Here is an 18,031-nt window from a genome sequence, read left to right on the forward strand (position 1 = left end):
AAGCAAAAGGCCGGCGCGAGGCCGGCCTTCCGTGACGATGTGACTTGGAAGATCAGTACTTCGCGACGACCGGGCCGCCGAAGGTGTAGTTAAGGCGAACGGTGCCCATGTCGACATCCTGCTTGATGCGGTCGGTCCGGTCGTTGACGCCAAGCACCGTGAAATTGACGTTGCGGCCGCCCATGAACAGATGGTCGTATTCGATCGCAACGGACCAGTTCGGTGCGAAACCGAATTCGATGCCGGTGCCGACTGCGCCGCCCCAGCGCGTCTCGCTCGCGCTATCGAAGACCACGCCGCCGAGAAGGCCGTCATACTTGGCGTGCGTGACCGCGGCGCCGCCCTTCAGGTACCAGAGCACGTTATTCCAGGCGTAGCCGACCTGGCCGGTGAACAGGCCGAGGGCATCGATTCTGGTCTGATTGACCACGGGTGCGAAAGCGGCAAGCGGGCTCGCGTTCGATCCCTTCAGATTGGCCCAGTCGCCTTGGGCTTCAAGGCCGAACACCCAGTTAGCCGACTGCCAACGATAACCGACCTGGCCGCCGACGAGACCGCCGGTCGCGTTGTGACAGCCTTCGGACACGACCGGGATTGCCACACCGAGCACGGCATTGAGATCCCAGCAATTGCGGCTCGATGCACCACCGCCGTTGATGCCGAGGTAGAAGCCGCTCCAGTTGTACACTGCGATCGGCGCCACCGGAGCCTTGGCGTAGGGGCGGGCCGCCAAATCGGCCGCCGAGGCCGGTGCCAACGCGCTGAGTGCGAACAAACTGGCCGAAGCCAGCAAAAGCTTCTTCATATCCATTCCCCACTTCCGTTTCTCATTCCGGTCTTCCGGAGAGCGGAAGAGCAGCGGACCTCATGACCCAAGTAACATCGTTGCTTTACACCATTGAAGCTAAAAGTTGTGTCACCCGGCCGCCACATCCGTCCGAAAACGCCAGCGGACGGACGGCCGCGACAAATACAAAAAGGCCGGCGCGAGGCCGGCCTTTCGTAACGCGGGTGCGTCAAAGACGAAGCTCAGTACTTCGCGACGACCGGGCCACCGAAGTGATAGTTCACGCCGACCTGCACGGTGTGAAGGTTGAGCGTGCCGGTGTTCACCGGAGCGCCGATACCCGAGAAATAGGTCTCGCCGCCCAGGCTGCGATAGAGATACTCGCCCTTGACCGACCACTGCGGCGCGAAGAATGCCTCGATGCCGGCGCCGACCGTCCAGCCCGAATGCCACTTGCTGTCGGAGACGCTTGCCAAGGGCGAGCTGACGGTAATCTTGTTGTCGATCCAGGCGTAGCCGCCCGTAGCGTAGAACAGCACATTGTTGACAGCCCAACCGATACGGCCGCGCACGGTGCCGAGCGCATCAATGCGCGAGCTCGTGGTCACGGGAATAATGGCGCCGCCAAAGAGAACAGGGGTGGTCACCGAAGCATTGACATCAGCCCACGAGCCGTCGGCTTCCACGCCGAACACAACGTTGCCGGTCTGCCAGTTGTAGCCGCCGGTGCCGCCGACGAAGCCACCCTTCATCCGCGGGTCGCCGGAACCGTTCTCCCAAGCGCCGCCACCGACGATACCGAGGTAGAAGCCGGTCCAGTTGTAGACCGAGGCCACAGCCACCGGAGCCTTGGTGTAGGGGCGGGCTGCCAGATCAGCAGCCGAAGCGGGGGCCGCAAGAGCGAACACACAGGCCGAAGCCAACAAAACCTTTTTCATTTTCAACTAATCCCAGTCCCAGTTTCTGTTGTTGCCTTCCTTTGCGGAAGGGCATCGGACTCAACGGCCCAACTGGCGCCGTCTTTACACCACCAAAGCCGCAAGTTGTGTCTCCGAAAAGCCACAACAGTCGAAAAGGTGATGGTTGCTGACTTATTACGTCCAGGCATCGTGCCGCAAAAAAGAAGGGCCGGCGCAGCGGGCCGGCCCTTGCATTCACTCACGAAATCAGAGGGATATCAGTACCTCCCGACCAGCGGGCCGCCAAAGCGATAATTCAACCGGACCAGGCCGATATCGACATCCTGGCTGATGCGATCGCTCCCGAACACGGCGCCCGCAGGCGTCGTGAAACTGATTGTGCGGTCGCCGAGGAAGATGTGGTCGTACTCGACGCCGAGCGTCCAGTTCGGAGCAAATCCGAATTCCAGGCCGGCGCCAACGGTGCCGCCCCAGCGGGTCTCGCGAGCCGACGCCAGCAGCGTGCCGGCGCCCGGCGTGCCGGCCGCGGCATAAACGTCGTACTTGTCCCCGACCACGGCGCCGCCGCCCTTCACATAGAACAAGACGTTGTTCCAGGCGTAACCGACCTGGCCGGTGATCAGGCCGAAAGCATCGATGCGCGAGCGGTTGCGGTCACCGGTGACCAAAGCGCTTCCAGGGAAGACGGTGCTGACGTTGTCGCCCGAGAAGTCAGCCCAGTTACCCTGGCCTTCGACGCCGAACACCCAACTGGCCGACTGCCAGCGATAGCCGATCTGGCCACCGACCGTGCCACCGGTCGCGTTGTGGCATCCTTCACCGACGAAGGTACCGGGAACGCCGGTGACGGCGCCGGTGGTGTCGAGGAAGTCCCAGCACTTGCGGCTCGTGCCGCCGCCGCCGTTGATGCCGATGTAGAAGCCGCTCCAGTCGTAAATCGCAGCGACCGCCGGAGCGGGAGCCTTGGTGTAGGGCCGCGCGGCAAGATCTGCCGCGCTTGCCGGAGCCGACAGCCCCAATGCCAGTACACTGATTGCGCCAAATAGAACCTTATTCATTGCAGTCTCCCCAGTTACGTCCGCTTCACGAAAGTCCCCGAAGCGGCTGATCAGGCGCGACGCCCATATGAACCAATTCCGAGGCAAAGCTAGCCTAAGGAAAGGGCAGAGTCCGTCTCCGGAATGCCACACTCGCGGCTCAACTGAGGTGGAACAACTTGATGAATGTTAAGCGGTTTTCGTCGTTCACGGGAACCCAAAAAAGTTCCATCGGAGCGCTGCTCTTTTCGTTGGCGGTCGGTCGAATGTTTGCTCTATCGCTATAAAGAACAAATCTGGAACAAATCTGAGCGCGATGCTATATGTGGGGATAACCCTGGGGGTGGCAGGCTGAGCGGTGCCCGCAAGCGTATAGGGTCGCCTCGACGGGCGCAGAGAAACGCGGGCAGCGGGATTCGCCCCTTTTGAAATTCAGTGGCATTCGGAGTGGAGAGCGGCGATGGCGGGAAGCGTCAACAAGGTCATTCTGGTTGGAAACCTCGGCAAGGATCCTGAAATCCGCCGCACCCAGGACGGGCGGCCGATCGCGAATTTGAGCATCGCGACGTCGGAGACCTGGCGCGACAAGAACACCGGCGAGCGCAAGGAGAAGACGGAGTGGCATCGCGTCGTGATCTTCTCTGAGCCGCTTTGCAAGGTCGTCGAACAGTATCTGAAGAAAGGCGCGAAGGTTTACATCGAGGGCGCGCTGCAGACCCGCAAATGGACCGACCAGAGCGGCGTCGAGAAGTACTCGACCGAGGTCGTGCTTCAGGGCTTCAACTCGACGCTGACGATGCTGGACGGCCGCGGTGGTGGCGGCGGAGGCGGCAGCTTCGGCGACGAACCGGGCGGCGATTTCGGCTCCTCCGGACCCGTCAGCAGCGCGCCGCGCCGTCCCGTTGCCGCCGGCGGCGGCCGCAACAGCGACATGGACGACGACATCCCGTTCTGAGCGGGCGGACCGCTCGGCGGGCGGTGCGGCGGCGATTTCGATCGCGCTTCCCGCATCGGGTCAGCAAACCTTACTAATTGGCTGGGCGGGCTCGGATTTTCCGGGCCCGCTTCATGTTTGGGGTGAGATCCGTTGCGCAGCGGAAAGCTGGCTGACGGGGCGCCGCTCCCTGGTGTTCAGGCCGGCGTTGCGGGTGGTTCTGGAGGGTCGATTCCGTGGCCGCCCAGGGCGCGGCTCTGAGCCCGTAAGTTATTGGAAAAATAAGCGGAAAAAGCGCTTTCCGAGCGGCTGCCAGGGTGGTTATCCGACCCCGGATGCGCTATATGATTCCCAGACAAAACCTCACCGGATTCCCCCTTGGCTGACGACGACAACAAGCCCGGCGACCAGCCGGCGCACCCCTCGGACATTCGCCCCGTTTCCATCTACGAGGAGATGAAGAAGTCCTACCTCGATTACGCCATGAGCGTGATCGTGGCGCGTGCGCTGCCCGATGCGCGCGACGGGTTGAAGCCGGTGCACCGCCGCATCCTGTTCGCGATGAACAATCGCGGCGACACCCCGGACAAGAAGCACAAGAAGTCCGCCGGTGCCGTCGGCGAGGTCATGGGTAAGTACCACCCCCATGGCGACCAGGCGATCTACGACGCCTTGGTGCGCATGGCGCAGGACTTCTCGATGCGCGCGCCCTTGATCGACGGCCAGGGCAATTTCGGCTCGGTCGACGGCGATCCGCCGGCGGCCATGCGCTACACCGAGTCGCGCCTGACCAAGATCGCGCTGAAGCTGCTCGAGGACATCGACGACGACACGGTCGACTTCCAGGACAACTACGACGGCTCCGAAAAGGAGCCGGTGGTTCTGCCGGCGCGGTTCCCGAACCTGCTGGTCAACGGCGCCGGCGGCATCGCGGTCGGCATGGCCACCAACATCCCGCCGCACAATCTCGGCGAGGTGATCGATGCCTGCGTCGCGCTGATCGACAATCCGGCGCTGACGATCGACGAGCTCAACGCCATCATCCCGGGCCCGGATTTCCCGACCGGCGGCATCATCCTCGGACGCCAGGGCATCCGCAGCGCCTATCATCTCGGCCGCGGCTCCATCGTGATGCGCGGCAAGGTCACCTTCGAGACGATCCGGAAAGAGCGCGAGGCGATCGTCATCACCGAGATCCCGTATCAGGTGAACAAGGCGACGATGGTCGAGCGCATCGCCGAGCTCTACAAGGAAAAGAAGATCGAGGGCATCTCCGACCTGCGCGACGAGTCCGACCGCGACGGCTACCGCGTCGTCGTCGAACTCAAGCGCGATGCCGTGCCCGACGTCGTGCTGAACCAGCTCTACAAGTTCACGCCGCTGCAGACGAGCTTCGGCGTCAACGCCGTCGCGCTCGATAGCGGCCGTCCGCAGACCATGAACCTGAAGGACATGCTGACGATCTTCGTCGGCTTCCGCGAGCAGGTCGTCACCCGCCGGACCAAATACAAGCTGCGCAAGGCGCGCGAGCGCGCGCACGAGCAGGTCGGCCTGGCCATCGCCGTCGCCAACATCGACGAGATCATCAAGGTGATCCGGCACTCGCCGACGCCGGCTGCGGCGCGCGAGACCCTGATGACGCGCGACTGGGCCGCGCGCGACGTCGAGGACATCATCACGCTGATCGACGATCCCCGTCACCGCATCAACGAAGACGGGACGATCCGCCTGTCGCTGGAGCAGGCGAGGGCGATCCTGGAGCTGCGCCTGGCGCGCCTCACGGCGCTCGGCCGCGACGAGATCGGCGAGGAGCTGTCCAAGCTCGCTGGCGAGATCAGCGATTATCTCGACATCCTGCGCTCGCGCGCCCGCATCCTCGACATCATCAAGACCGAGCTTGCCGAGGTGAAGGCGGAGTTCGCCACCCCGCGCCGCACCGTGATCATGGAGCAGGAGGGCGAGGTCGAGGACGAGGACCTGATCCAGCGCGAGGACATGGTCGTCACGGTCTCGCATGCCGGCTACGTCAAGCGCGTGCCGCTGTCGGCCTACCGGGCCCAGCGCCGCGGCGGCAAGGGCCGCTCTGGCATGCAGACCCGCGACGAGGACTTCGTCAGCCGGCTCTTCGTCGCCTCGACGCATACTCCGGTGCTGTTCTTCTCCTCGCGCGGCCAGGTCTACAAGGAAAAGGTCTGGCGGCTGCCGATGGCCGCGCCGAACGCGCGCGGCAAGGCCATGATCAACATCCTGCCGCTGGAGCAGGGCGAGCGCATCACCACCATCATGCCGCTACCCGAGGATGAATCGACCTGGGGCCAGCTCGACGTCATGTTCGCGACCACGGGCGGCAACGTCCGGCGCAACAAGCTGTCCGACTTCGTCGACGTGCGCCGCTCCGGCATCATCGCGATGAAGCTCGACGACAACGAGGCGATCGTCGACGTGCAGATCTGCACCGAGCGCGACGACGTGCTGCTGACCGCTGCCGGTGGCCAGTGCATCCGCTTCCCCGTCACCGACGTGCGCGTGTTCACCGGGCGCACCTCGATGGGCGTGCGCGGCATCGCGCTCGGCGAAGGCGACAAGGTGATTTCGCTGGCGATCCTGCGCCACGTCGACACCACCTCGGACGAGCGCTCGGCCTATTTGAAGATGCGCCGCGCGGTCGCGGGCGAAGCCGCCGCAGACGAGGCGCCGGCCGATGCCGAAGCCGAGGAGACCTCGGGCAGCTTCCAGCTCCCGCAGGAGCGCTATGTCGAGATGTCGGCGCAGGAGCAGGTCGTGCTGACCGTCTCCGTCAACGGCTACGGTAAGCGGACATCGTCCTACGAGTACCGCACCACCGGCCGCGGCGGCAAAGGCATCGTCGCCATGAGTGTCAACAACCGCAACGGCAATCTGGTCGCCTCGTTCCCGGTGGAGGAGGCGGATCAAATCATGCTGGTCACGGACAAGGGCCAGCTGATCCGCTGCCCGGTCGAAGGCATCCGCATCGCCGGCCGCTCCACGCAAGGCGTGATCGTGTTCGACACCGCCGAGGACGAGCACGTCGTCTCGGTCGAGCACATCACGGAAGAGGCCGAGAGCGGCAACGGCGAGAACGGCAACGGGGCGTGACGCCCCCTCTATGCGGCGTTTGCAAGCTCTCTCGTCAAATCGGCAAGCGCCTCGTGCTTGCCGATTTGCGCCATCCAGCACCATAGCTCCAGCGTGCAATACACGCGGTAGAGATCGAGCGTCTCCTGCCAGTCAGGGCGCTCGATCTTGCCATAGCCCGCGAGCAATCCTTCTCGCTTCGGCGCGTCCTTCGCTGTGAAATAATAGATCGCCTTCGCGATATCCATCAGCGGATCACCGGACGTCGCATTCTCGAAATCGACGATGCCGGACAGGTGCGGATCGCCCTGCGACGTCACCAGGATATTTCCGGCGTGAAAGTCGTAATGGCACAGGCGAGGGACAACTGCCGCCTTCAACAGGTGCTGGCGAGCCATAACGCTATCCCGGAGCCGCTCGGCAAGTGCGGGATCACCGCCCCGCACGCAGAACTCTTTCAGCTTCCTTTCGAGTTGCGCGGACATGTAGGCATGATTGCTCGGATATGCCGTCCACACCCCGTCGGGGCCGATATAGCCAAAACTGTCGAGGGCAATGTCATTGATCCTGCGGAGCGCCACGCCCATCTCGGCGTAGATTTCGAACAGCTGTGCGTCTGTCAGCACCGCCTCTCTCCGGCCGAGCACCGTGCCGTCAAGCTTGGTCATCAGGACGTAGTTGAGGTCGATCACCGATCGCGTGTTGTCGGCGAACAGTACGCTGGGAACGGCTATGTCAAGGTCACGGAGAAGCCCAAGAACGTAGACTTCCTTTGCCATCTTCCACTGCAGCGATGCAGGGTAGGCCTTAAGGATGCAGGCTGGCGAATCCGCCAGCGCGATCTCAAGGACAGTACCGATCTCGCCGCCATGCAGCTCAGCGACATCCAGCACCTCCGCCCGCGGAGACGTCCGACGAATGATCGTCTGCACCTGATCGACCGAGATTGTCAGCCGAGGCTTCAGCTGCAGAGGCGGATTGTTGGACATTTCGCACCTGCCTCATGCAGCCCGGTGAGCCGCGCTAAATCTCCAGCTCCGTGCCGAACTCCACCACCTGCTTGGTCGGCACGCCGAAGAACGCGGCCGAGCGTTCGGCGTTGCGCTGCAGGAAGGCGAACACGCCTTCGCGCCAGACCCACATGCCCGGGACGTCCTCGCGCGGGATGATGGTTTCGCGGCCGACGTAATAGGTGATCTCGGAGAGGTCGATGCCGGGCAGCTTGCCCTGCTGGCAAACGAGCTTCAGTCCGTCGTAGATCGTCGGGTTCTGCATGAAGCCGTAGTGCAGGATCGCCCGGGTGATGCCGGGAATGATCTCGATCACCTCGGCGCGTTCGTCGTCGGGAATGTGCGGGGATTCCTCAATCAGCACGGTGACCAGCAGCACGCGCTCGTGCAGCACGCGGTTGTGCTTGACGAACTGGGTGAGCGCGAGCGGCACGCCGCGCGGCGCCGAGGCCAGGAACACGGCGGTCCCAGGCAATCTCGCGTGGCACTTGTTGACGGCGGTCTCGATCAGATCCTCCTCGGGCTGGCGCAGCTGGCCGCGCGCCGCTTCGACCAGCTTCACGCCGGCGCGCCAGGTCAGCATCAGGAAGGCGACGAGGCCGGCGAGCAGCAATGGAAACCAGCCGCCCTCGAACAGCTTGATCGAATTGGCCGAGAAGAAGATCAGGTCGATGACGAAGAAGGCCCCGTTCACGCCGGCCACCAGCCACGGCGAATAGCCCCACTGGATCGCCACCAGCGCGGCGAGCAGCGTCGTGATGGCCATCAGCAGCGACACGGCGATGCCATAGGCGCCCGCGAGCGCGTCCGAGGTGCCGAAGCTCAGCACCGCCCCGAGGGTTGCCGCAGCGAGCAGCCAGTTCACCAGCGGCACGTAGATCTGGCCGATCGCGTCGCTGGTGGTGTGGCGGATCTGCATGCGCGGCAGGAAGCCGAGCTGGATCGACTGCTGGGTCAGCGAGAACACGCCGGAGATGATCGCCTGCGAGGCGATCACGGTCGCGACCGCCGAGAAGGCGACCAGCGGATAGTGCAGGGCGTCCGGGCAAAGCTGGAAGAACGGATTCTCGATCATGGTGGGGTCGGTGATCAAGAGCGCGGCCTGGCCGAAATAGTTCAGCACCAGCGCGGGCAGGCAGATCGCGAACCAGGCGAGCCGGATCGGCAAGCGGCCGAAATGGCCCATGTCGGCATACATGGCCTCGCCCCCGGTCACCGCGAGAAAGGCGGCGCCGAGGATGGCGAAGGAGACGTGAAAATCCTGGTGGATCAGGAAATTGAACGCATAAAACGGGCTGAGCGCGGCCAGCACCGCCGGCGCCTTGACGATGCCGTGGATGCCGAGCGCGGCGAGCACGACGAACCAGGCCAGCATCACCGGGCCGAAGATGCGGCCGATGAAGCCGGTGCCCTGCTTCTGCATCATGAACAGCCCGATCAGGATGGCGACGGTGACGGGCACGACCACCGGTGCGAGCGAGGGGGCATCGACCTTGAGGCCCTCGATGGCGCTGAGCACGGAGATCGCCGGTGTGATCGCGCCGTCGCCATAGAGCAGGGCCGCGCCGACGAGACCGACGACGAGGAGATGCGCCCGCCAGGTGCCGGCTTGCGCGTTACGCGCGTGGAGCAGAGCCAGCAGGGCGACGATGCCGCCTTCGCCGCGGTTGTCCGCGCGCAGGATCAGCAGCGCATATTTCAGCGAGATGATCAGGAGCAGCGCCCACAGGATCAGCGAGGCAACCCCCAGGACAGCGTCGTGAGTGAGTGTACCGCCATGGGCAGCCGCCTTGGCGGCTTCCTTCAGGGCGTAGAGGGGACTGGTGCCGATATCGCCGTAGACCACGCCGAGGGCGCCCATGGTCATGGCAACCGGCAGTGCATCAGGGTGGTGGCCGGAGGCAACTGCAGGTGTGCTGGACAAGGGCAAGTCCCCCAATGGAATCGCGCCCGGCGGGCCATTCCGACGGGCGCGAGCATGACGCAGTCTGCGACGAGACGTCGCAAATAGCCATGGGATTTATCTTGGGGTTTATCTTGAGGGACCTGCCTGACGCGAAACTGACAGATCCGACTACGGCGTGCGGTCGGCGGTCACGAGGCGCGCCTCCCGGACATTTCCCTTGCTGCCGGCGCGGCGCAGGCAGGACGCCTCGAAATTCGGCCAGGCCTGCTGCGAGCAGTCACGGCCGACGGTGCGGATATCGAGCCGGTCGCTCTTGGCCAGCGGCTGCGGCACGCTGGCTTCGACCGTCGGGGCAAAGCCGGGCAGGAGGGTGAGGGCCGCGGCAACACACGCAGACAGAGCGATCGCTGAAAGAGCCTTGATCATTGACAGTCCCCTGTGATGCGGCCGCCTGCGCCCAGCATGCGACCCGTCGTTCGTTGGCCGGATTAGTAACCATGGCCAGTTTCCGGACGTCTTCGCGGGCGCCGGAAATGGTTTCGTTCGCGGTCCGTTTTGTTTCGTGGCTACCCGCAGGACGAAACAAACCGGCCGTTGCCGACGTCCGGGGAGACATCTAGGGGTGACTGGACGGAAACCGTGAAGGAACCTGCCCGGCTTGCCGCCCCGGGCCGGGCGCGGTAGGACGGGGCCATGCCGCGCATCGCCTTCTACCCAGGTTCCTTCGACCCCATCACCAACGGCCATCTGGACGTGGTCCGGCACAGCGTTTCCTTGTGCGACAGACTTGTGGTCGCAATCGGGGTGCACCCCGGCAAGAAGCCGCTGTTCTCGACCGAGGAGCGGTTGAAGATGCTCGAGGACGTCTGCGGTCCGATCGCGGCCCAGGCCGGCTGCGTGCTCGAGGCGACGACGTTTGACGATCTGTCGGTCACCGCGGCGCGCAAGCACGGCGCGACCATCATGATCCGGGGCCTGCGCGATGGCAGCGACCTCGACTACGAAATGCAGCTCGCCGGCATGAACGAGGCCATGGCGCCCGAGGTGCATACGGTCTTCCTGCCGGCCTCTCCCATGGTCCGCCCGATCACCGCCACTTTGGTGCGCCAGATCGCCGGCATGGGCGGGGACGTCTCGGCCTTCGTCCCGCCGCAGGTCGCGGCACAGCTCAAGGCCAAATTCGCCGGATAACGGCGCGCTTCCTCCTCTTTCTGATCCGGAGTTGTCATGATCCGAATTCTCGCAGTTCTTGCCGCGCTTCTGTTCGCGGTGCCGGCGGCGGCACAGCAATTGCCGGCAAATCTCGACAAGGCCAACGCCATCGTCATCGACAGCACCAAGGGCCGCATCGTCATCAAGCTCAGGACCGACATCGCGCCCCAGCATGCCGAACGCATCAAGCAGCTCGCGCGCGAAGGCTTCTACAACAACGTGCCGTTCCACCGCGTCATGGATGGCTTCATGGCGCAGACGGGCGATGGCCAGAACGGCAACGGCACCGGCGGCTCGAAATATGCGAACCTGAAGCAGGAATTCTCCAAGGTGCATTTTGCCCGCGGCATCGTCGGCATGGCCCGGCGCGGCGACAGCGTCGACAGCGCCAACTCGCAGTTCTTCATCATGTTCGCCGACGGCGGCAGCCTCGACGGCCAGTACACCGTGATCGGCGAGGTCGTGCAGGGCATGGACGTCGTCGACAAGCTGAAGAAGGCGCCCCCCGGCTCGCCCGGCGGCTCCGTCACCGATCCCGACAAGATGGTGAAGGTGCAGGTCGCCTCCGACATCAAATAGGCACGGCCATGGCGCGCCGCGGTGGCAAGCTCCTGCTGATTGCCGCGATGCTGCTGCTCGGCACCTCCCGTGCCGCCGTGGAGGCCGCTCAGGTCGACACGATCCAGGACATCTTCCGGCACCTGCGCACCTGCTGGAGACCGCCGTCGCCGGCCAGGGCGCGCCCACTCGACATCACCGTCGTCGTGAGCTTTAACCGGGCCGGAAACATTCTGGGCCATCCGAGGATTACCTATGAATCCGCGGAGGCCTCCGACAATGACCGGCTGCAATACCGGATCGCGGTGATGGAGGCGTTGCAACGCTGCACGCCGGTGCCATTTACCGATGCAATGGCCGGCGCAGCCGCGGGGCGACCATTCGCGATCCAGTTCCGCAGCCGCAAAACGTCACCCGACAAGACTTCACCCCCAACGCAAGAGAGGCGAGCATGAGCGTCACCGAAAACACCCTGATCCTCGAGACCACGCAGGGCCCCGTCACCATCGAGATGCGGCCCGACCTCGCGCCGGGCCACGTCGCGCGCATCAAGGAGCTGGTCCGCGAGGGTTTTTACGACGGCATCGTGTTCCACCGCGTGATCGAGGGCTTCATGGCGCAGACCGGCTGCCCGCACGGCACCGGCACCGGCGGCTCCGGCAAGAAGCTGAAGGCCGAGTTCAACAAGGAGCCGCATGTGCGCGGCACCGCCTCGATGGCGCGCGCCGCCAATCCCGATTCCGGCGACAGCCAGTTCTTCATCTGCTTCGACGACGCCCGCTTCCTCGACAACCAGTACACGGTGTGGGGCAAGGTCACCGAGGGCATGGAGAACGTCGACAAGATCAAGCGCGGCGAGCCGGTGCAGAACCCCGACAAGATCGTCAAGGCGCGGATGGCCGCGGACAAGGAATAACGACTGGCGTCATGCTCCGCCAAGGCGGGGCATGACTGGTACCAAACGTGCGCACCGATCTCTTCGATTTCGACTTGCCTGCCGAGCGCATCGCGTTGCGCCCGGCGCATCCGCGCGACTCCGCGCGGATGCTGGTGGTGCAAGGCAGTGTGCAGCAAGACAGGCAGATCTCCGACCTGCCGCAATGGCTGAGGCCGGGTGACCAGCTCGTCGTCAACGACACCAAGGTGATTGCGGCGCAATTGAAGGGCCGCCGCATTGGCCGCGAGACCGAGCCGAAGATCGAGGCGACGCTGATCAAGCGGCTCGACGGCTCGCGCTGGCAGGCGCTGGTGAAGCCGGCGAAGAAGCTCGTCCCCGGCGATCGCATCCGCTTCGGCAACGAGGGCAAGGTCTGCCTGCTCGGCCATCTCGACGCAGAGGTGGAGGCCAAGGGCACCGAGGGCGAGGTGACGCTGTCGTTCTCGTTCCACGGTCCGGCGCTGGACCAGGCCATCGCCGATCTCGGCAGCCCGCCGCTGCCGCCCTACATCGCCTCCAAGCGCACGCCCGACGATCAGGATCTTGCGGATTACCAGACCATGTTCGCGGCCAATGAAGGCGCAGTTGCAGCGCCGACCGCGGGGTTGCATTTCACGCCGGCGCTTGAGCAGGCGCTGCGCGACCGCGGCGTCGGCATCAACCGCGTGACGCTGCATGTCGGGGCAGGGACGTTCCTGCCGGTGAAGGTCGACGACACCGAAGGCCACAAGATGCATGCCGAGTGGGGCACGATCTCGGCCGAGACGGCGGAGCGCCTCAACGCGGCGCGGAAGAACGGCGGCCGCATCGTTGCGGTCGGCACCACGTCATTGCGGCTGCTGGAAAGCGCCGCGAGCGAAGACGGCACGATCCAGCCATTCGCGGCCGAGACCTCGATCTTCATCACCCCCGGCTATCGCTTCCGCGCCGTCGATATCCTGATGACCAATTTCCACTTGCCGAAGTCGACGCTGTTCATGCTGGTGTCGGCCTTCTCCGGGCTCGCGACGATGAAGCAGGCCTATGCGCACGCGATCGCGCGCGGATACCGGTTCTATTCTTATGGGGATGCGTGTTTGCTGTTTCGGGCTGAGCAGTAGGGTGGGCAAAGCGAAGCGTGCCCACGTCTTTCTTGGACGCAGAGAAGAAGGGTGGGCACGGCGCTTGCGCGCCTTTGCCCACCCTACGATACCTGCTCCTGCGGCGGCGGTTACGCCATCACCCGCTGCGGCAAGAGCTCCGCGATCTGCACCGCATTCAGCGCCGCGCCCTTGAGCAGCTGATCGGCCGCCACGAACATCGAGATCGAATGGCCGCTAGCGTCGCTGAGATCCTTGCGGATGCGACCGACCAGCACGTCGTCCTGGCCCGAAGCGTCGATCGGCATCGGGAAGTAGTTCTTGGCGCGGTCGTCGACCACCTTGACGCCGGGCGCCTGCGCCATGATGGCGCGGACCTGGTCCTCGCTGATCGGCTTCTCGCATTCGAAGGTGATGGCTTCGCAATGGGCGCGCAGCACCGGCACGCGCACGCAGGTGACGCCGACGGCGATGCTCTCGTCCTCGAAGATCTTGCGGGTCTCCTTGATGACCTTGGTCTCTTCGTCGTTGTAGCCGGTCTCGGGGTCGATCGCGGTATTGTGGTTGAACAGGTTGAAGGCGTAGGGGTGCGGCATCACCTTGGGCGTATAGACCTGCCCGTTGAGATTGGCGCGGGTGGATTCGACGAGTTCCTCCATCGCGGCGGCGCCGGCGCCGCTAGCCGCCTGATAGGTCGAGATGATCACGCGCTTGATGCGGTTCTTCTGGTGGATCGGCCAGAGCGGCACCAGGGCGGTGATCGCGGCGCAGTTCGGGTTGGCAATGATGCCCTTGTGGTCACGGATGCGGCTGGCGTTGATCTCGGGGATCACCAGCGGCACGTTGGGGTCCATGCGGAAGGCGGAGGAGTTGTCGACCACGACGGCACCGGCCTTGACCGCGATCGGCGCATACTTCCTGGAGATGCTGCCGCCGGCGGAGAACAGCGCGATGTCGACGCCGTCGAAAGAACGCTCGGTCAACTCCTCGATGACCACACTGTGCCCGCGGAACGACACCGTCTTGCCGGCCGAGCGTGCGCTCGCCAGTGCCTTGAGCTTGCCGACGCGGAAACCACGCTTGTCCATGGTGGCGATGAACTCGGCGCCCACCGCACCGGTGACGCCGACAATCGCGACGACGGGATCGTTACTCACTTTGTCCTCCATTGAGTTTTAGACAACAAAAAAGCCCCGGACCATCGAGGGCGGGGCTTGCCGTAGAGCTGATGCGTTTAAGTCGACGACCTACGCGCGCACGCCTCCCCGGGCCCCTTCGGCCGTGGTGGTTTTGGTCGTGCGTTTGGTGGTCGTGAACATGGCGGCGACTTATGCGGGAGAGTCTTGCCCCCGTCAATGGCTTTTCGGATCGGTCGATGCCGGGGGCGGCGTGCCGGTATGCGGCACCCGCTATTTCGCACCCGCTATTTCGCCTTGGCGCCCGGCGGCTCCAGGGTGACCTCCTTGAGATCGTCGCCGCTGACGACGACGATCGAGAAGTTCAGCCGGCCGCGTTCGCGGACCAGCCCGCCGCTGATCGCCTTGCCCGCAGCGGCGCGCTCCGCGACGCGCACGGCATCGGAGAGGCGGTGCCTGATCGCACCCAAGGCTGCGAGGTTGCTGCGATCCTCGCGGTCGAGCTCGGTAAGGGGGAGGGCGGCTTCCCCGCCGACGAACTCGCCCGTCGCGGCATTGATGGTGTGGCGCCAGATCCGGTCGTTGTGCAGGGTCTTCACCCGGTAGACCGGCACGCCCGAGCCGCCGTCGAAGCTCACATCGGCGGTGGTGGCGCCGGCATGGCGGGCTTCGGCAATCGCCATGGCCTGGCTGATCGTGATCGACGAGCTGCGGAATCGCTCTATTTCGCGGCTGACTGCCTGGCGGTCCGCTTCGGCATCACCATCTGTGTCGCTGTGAAGCGCGGTCGGCGTGCTCGCGGTCACGACGGCCTGTACCGGCGCGGCGAAGAGCAGCGCGGGCATCGCGACCGCAGGCAGGTACGAGGTCCATCGTTTGGCAGTCGTCATGCTCGAAACCCTCGGCCAGCGAGTGTGCCGGATGATCGTAAAGAATTCGCGGCCGGCCTTGGGCATCGGCCGGCCGCCGAGCGCCGCGGCAGGCTGTACTGTACCCGCAATGGCGATCGAAGCGGTCCGGACCTCTTTGGGGCTGGTGAAAAAGCGGCCCGTACCGACTTATAATTAAACCATACCGTATCGTTTTGTTTCGGTCAATGACGCCACGCCATCCGCCTCGGGGAAAGTCCGCAAGCTCACGGAATTGTCAGCGGGCGGAGCGGCGCCGCGGCGTGAGTTTCGGGCCGCCCTGGACGCGGTCGGCAGGTCCCAGCGCGCCCGCCAGGAACAGCTTGATCGCCGCGCGCATGCGCTTCTCGGCGGACTTCATCTCAAGCGCCGTTCCGAACGTCGCCATGCGGTGGGTGTGGCCGACGACGACGTCGAGGAACACCTCGGCTGCGATGGTGGTGTCCTCGACATCGAGGGCGCCTTGCGCCACCAGATGGTCGAAGAAGCGCGCCGTGGTGGCGACGGCCTTGAGCCAGCCTTCCTCCTTGCCGAGCTTGGCGACGTCGGGAAAGTTGATGGCCTGCGCCGTCATCATGCGGCTGAAGGCGACGGCATCGGGGCCGCAGGTGAAGGTCAGCATCTCGCGCCCGATCTCGACCAGCCGCTGCTCGACCGGAATGTTCGAGGCGCTGGAGAGCTGCGTCTCCGCCGCCGCCGACAGCGGCGCAAGCCAACGCTCGATCTCGCGCCTCAGCACGGCCGCGAACAGGCCGCGCTTGTCGCCATAGCGGGAATAGACGGTGGGCTTGCTGACCCGCGCCGCTTCCGCGACCGCATCGAGCGAGGTCGCATCGAAGCCGCGGTCCAGGAACAGGCGGGTGGCGACCTCGATCAGCCGCTGATCGCGCTCGATCGCGGCGGTCTTGGTCGGCCGGCCGCCGCGCGATTTCGGCACCTCGCGCCGTGGCGCTGCCGGTCTTGCCTTGGTCGCAGTCAATCCCATGCCCAATGATTCCTGCGCGTTTCTGACGGTCGTCTTTGCTCTATAACGCGCAGCAACCGGGGCGTCATCGCGAATCTGGCCGAAATGGCCGGATCGTCAACGGTCTCGATAGGGCCTCGTTCCTTCGTGCCGGCCTACGGCAGCGTCGAGGTCCAGGCCTGGCCGGATGCAGCCTTCTCGTATCCGTACTGATACAGCGCCCGCATGTAGGCGGTATCGAACCCTTCCGACGGCGGGGCAGGATAGTCGCGCGCGATATAGGAGAGATGGAAGCCGAGGCGGTTGCGCTTGGCGAAATCGTAGGTCGAGAAGATGATCGAGCGGGTCTGCGATTGGGTGATCGCCGACAGGCTGCGTGAGGCGACGTCGATGGTGCCGTTGGACACCAGCTCGAAATTGCGTTCGATCTTCTTGTTGACGAGGATGTAGATGTCCATCTTCGCATTGCCCGGCAAACGGCCGCTCTGGAACAGCAGAGCTTCCGGCAGGGTCAGCACCGGCGCCGTCACGCCGCCGTCGACATGCATCTCCTGAAACTTGCGGCCCTGGCCTTCGGCATCGATCATGATGGGCGGAAACACCAGGGGAATGCTGGCGGAGGCCGCCATCACGTCGCGAAACAGCTTGAGCGCCTCGGGCGTTCCGACCGCGGCGATCTTGCCCATGTCCCAGATCGCGGTGCGCTGCGTGTCGAGGTCGGTCGTCACCACGAGCAGCTTGCGGCCCTTGGCGTGCTCGCGCGCGACCTGCGCCATGATCTCGGGCCCCACGTAGCGCGCGACGAGCTCGCGCAGCCTGGTGTTGCCGAACAGGCCGGATCCGAACAGCACGCGCATGATGCTGGGGTCGTTCAAGAGGCTCTCCGCGATGCCGCTGGTGTAGACCTCCTGCAGCGTGTCGTCATATTGCGGTCCGAGAAACGCAAACGGCGCGATCAGGCCGCCGGTGCTGACGCCCGAGACGACCGAGAAGGTGGGGCGGGTTCTCGCTGCGGTCCAGCCGTTGAGCACGCCGACGCCATAGGCGCCGTCAGCGCCGCCGCCGGAGAGGGCGAGATAGGTTCTCGTCGCGGTGCTGTAGTCCTTCTCGAAGTTGAACCTGGTGACCGGCTCGTCGGCGTAGCGCCTGAGCCCGTCGATATTCAGCACGCGCGAGACGCTGGCCTCAGTGGCCGTGTAGGGCGTGCGGGGCAGGGAGGTGCAGGCGCCGAGTGCCAGGCTGCAGATCAGGGCCACCAATCCGATCAGGCCTAGGCCAATCTGCCTGATCCGGTCGCGCGAGGAGGCGGATGCGTCGGTCGAACACGAAGGGTACGGCATTGTCGGTGGCTGGCGATCACGCATCTACCGCCGCCGGCAAGTTACGCCGCGGCATCTCGTCCAGCCCCCAAGGACAAAACTACACTGTATCGTTTTGTTTGACAAGTATGGGGAACACGGTCCGTGCGTTGGACGGTGTCCCAGTCTGAAGCACCAGCCGTGCTTTAGCGCCGCTTGGCGGGTTGATCGGCTTCCTCCGACACGCAA

Annotated in this window: 17 protein-coding genes; 7 read left to right on the top strand and 10 right to left on the bottom strand. The window is 64.7% G+C overall.

The genetic code is table 11. From position 1 onward, the window contains the following. Positions 1-52: 52 nt before the first annotated feature. From XI05_RS24810 to XI05_RS24820, 3 genes are all read right to left on the bottom strand, one after another. On the bottom strand, positions 53-805 hold the full coding sequence (locus tag XI05_RS24810) for an outer membrane protein (protein ID WP_271506709.1): 753 nt from the start codon (positions 803-805) through the stop codon (positions 53-55). A gap of 224 nt (positions 806-1,029) precedes the next feature. Next, complete coding sequence (locus XI05_RS24815) at positions 1,030-1,725, bottom strand: outer membrane protein (protein WP_271506712.1); 696 nt, start codon at positions 1,723-1,725, stop codon at positions 1,030-1,032. Positions 1,726-1,964: 239 nt separating this feature from the next. Beyond that, positions 1,965-2,765, bottom strand: coding sequence for an outer membrane protein (locus XI05_RS24820; RefSeq protein WP_271506714.1), 801 nt, complete (start codon positions 2,763-2,765; stop codon positions 1,965-1,967). Between the two features lie 439 nt (positions 2,766-3,204). Between XI05_RS24820 and XI05_RS24825 the strand changes: the two genes are divergently transcribed. Together XI05_RS24825 and gyrA are read left to right on the top strand one after the other, a co-directional pair. Next, a complete protein-coding gene (locus XI05_RS24825; protein ID WP_271506716.1) occupies positions 3,205-3,699 on the top strand; it encodes a single-stranded DNA-binding protein in 495 nt (164 codons plus the stop codon). 357 nt (positions 3,700-4,056) lie between these two features. Then, entirely contained in the window at positions 4,057-6,795 is a 2,739-nt protein-coding gene (gene gyrA, locus XI05_RS24830) for a DNA gyrase subunit A (RefSeq protein WP_172783708.1), read from the top strand. Between the two features lie 8 nt (positions 6,796-6,803). Here gyrA and XI05_RS24835 read toward each other — a convergent pair whose 3' ends face one another. The 3 genes from XI05_RS24835 to XI05_RS24845 all read right to left on the bottom strand — a co-directional run bounded on the left by XI05_RS24835 (position 6,804) and on the right by XI05_RS24845 (position 10,116). After that, positions 6,804-7,763, bottom strand: coding sequence for a phosphotransferase family protein (locus XI05_RS24835; protein ID WP_271506718.1), 960 nt, complete (start codon positions 7,761-7,763; stop codon positions 6,804-6,806). 34 nt (positions 7,764-7,797) lie between these two features. Continuing rightward, entirely contained in the window at positions 7,798-9,651 is a 1,854-nt protein-coding gene (locus tag XI05_RS24840; RefSeq protein ID WP_271506904.1) for a potassium transporter Kup, read from the bottom strand. 207 nt (positions 9,652-9,858) lie between these two features. Next, on the bottom strand, positions 9,859-10,116 hold the full coding sequence (locus tag XI05_RS24845) for a hypothetical protein (RefSeq protein ID WP_271506721.1): 258 nt from the start codon (positions 10,114-10,116) through the stop codon (positions 9,859-9,861). Positions 10,117-10,383: 267 nt separating this feature from the next. Between XI05_RS24845 and coaD the strand changes: the two genes are divergently transcribed. The 5 genes from coaD to queA are packed head-to-tail and all read left to right on the top strand — an operon-like array spanning position 10,384 to position 13,497. Beyond that, entirely contained in the window at positions 10,384-10,881 is a 498-nt protein-coding gene (gene coaD / locus XI05_RS24850; protein ID WP_172783711.1) for a pantetheine-phosphate adenylyltransferase, read from the top strand. Between the two features lie 36 nt (positions 10,882-10,917). Next, positions 10,918-11,481 (top strand): peptidylprolyl isomerase, encoded by a 564-nt coding sequence (locus XI05_RS24855; protein WP_172783712.1) that lies wholly within the window; start codon positions 10,918-10,920, stop codon positions 11,479-11,481. Positions 11,482-11,489: 8 nt separating this feature from the next. Continuing rightward, complete coding sequence (locus XI05_RS24860; RefSeq protein ID WP_271506724.1) at positions 11,490-11,915, top strand: hypothetical protein; 426 nt, start codon at positions 11,490-11,492, stop codon at positions 11,913-11,915. Then, positions 11,912-12,376 carry a peptidylprolyl isomerase gene (locus XI05_RS24865; RefSeq protein ID WP_018642141.1) on the top strand — a complete coding sequence of 155 codons (465 nt, stop codon included), beginning with the start codon at positions 11,912-11,914 and terminating at the stop codon, positions 12,374-12,376. Before XI05_RS24860 ends, XI05_RS24865 begins: the two co-directional genes overlap by 4 nt. Positions 12,377-12,423: 47 nt before the next feature. Continuing rightward, positions 12,424-13,497, top strand: coding sequence for a tRNA preQ1(34) S-adenosylmethionine ribosyltransferase-isomerase QueA (gene queA, locus XI05_RS24870; RefSeq protein WP_271506727.1), 1,074 nt, complete (start codon positions 12,424-12,426; stop codon positions 13,495-13,497). A 110-nt stretch (positions 13,498-13,607) separates the two neighbouring features. On the opposite strand, the gene XI05_RS24875 is transcribed toward queA, so the two are convergent. From XI05_RS24875 to XI05_RS24890, 4 genes are all read right to left on the bottom strand, one after another. Further along, on the bottom strand, positions 13,608-14,645 hold the full coding sequence (locus tag XI05_RS24875) for an aspartate-semialdehyde dehydrogenase (protein WP_271506730.1): 1,038 nt from the start codon (positions 14,643-14,645) through the stop codon (positions 13,608-13,610). Positions 14,646-14,899: 254 nt separating this feature from the next. Further along, positions 14,900-15,502, bottom strand: coding sequence for a PepSY domain-containing protein (locus XI05_RS24880; protein WP_271506906.1), 603 nt, complete (start codon positions 15,500-15,502; stop codon positions 14,900-14,902). A gap of 256 nt (positions 15,503-15,758) precedes the next feature. Then, positions 15,759-16,505, bottom strand: coding sequence for a TetR/AcrR family transcriptional regulator (locus XI05_RS24885; protein WP_172783717.1), 747 nt, complete (start codon positions 16,503-16,505; stop codon positions 15,759-15,761). Positions 16,506-16,639: 134 nt separating this feature from the next. Further along, positions 16,640-17,848 (bottom strand): patatin-like phospholipase family protein, encoded by a 1,209-nt coding sequence (locus XI05_RS24890; RefSeq protein ID WP_271506733.1) that lies wholly within the window; start codon positions 17,846-17,848, stop codon positions 16,640-16,642. Positions 17,849-18,031: the final 183 nt, after the last annotated feature.

Source organism: Bradyrhizobium sp. CCBAU 11357 (assembly GCF_028128865.1).
Lineage (GTDB): Bacteria > Pseudomonadota > Alphaproteobacteria > Rhizobiales > Xanthobacteraceae > Bradyrhizobium.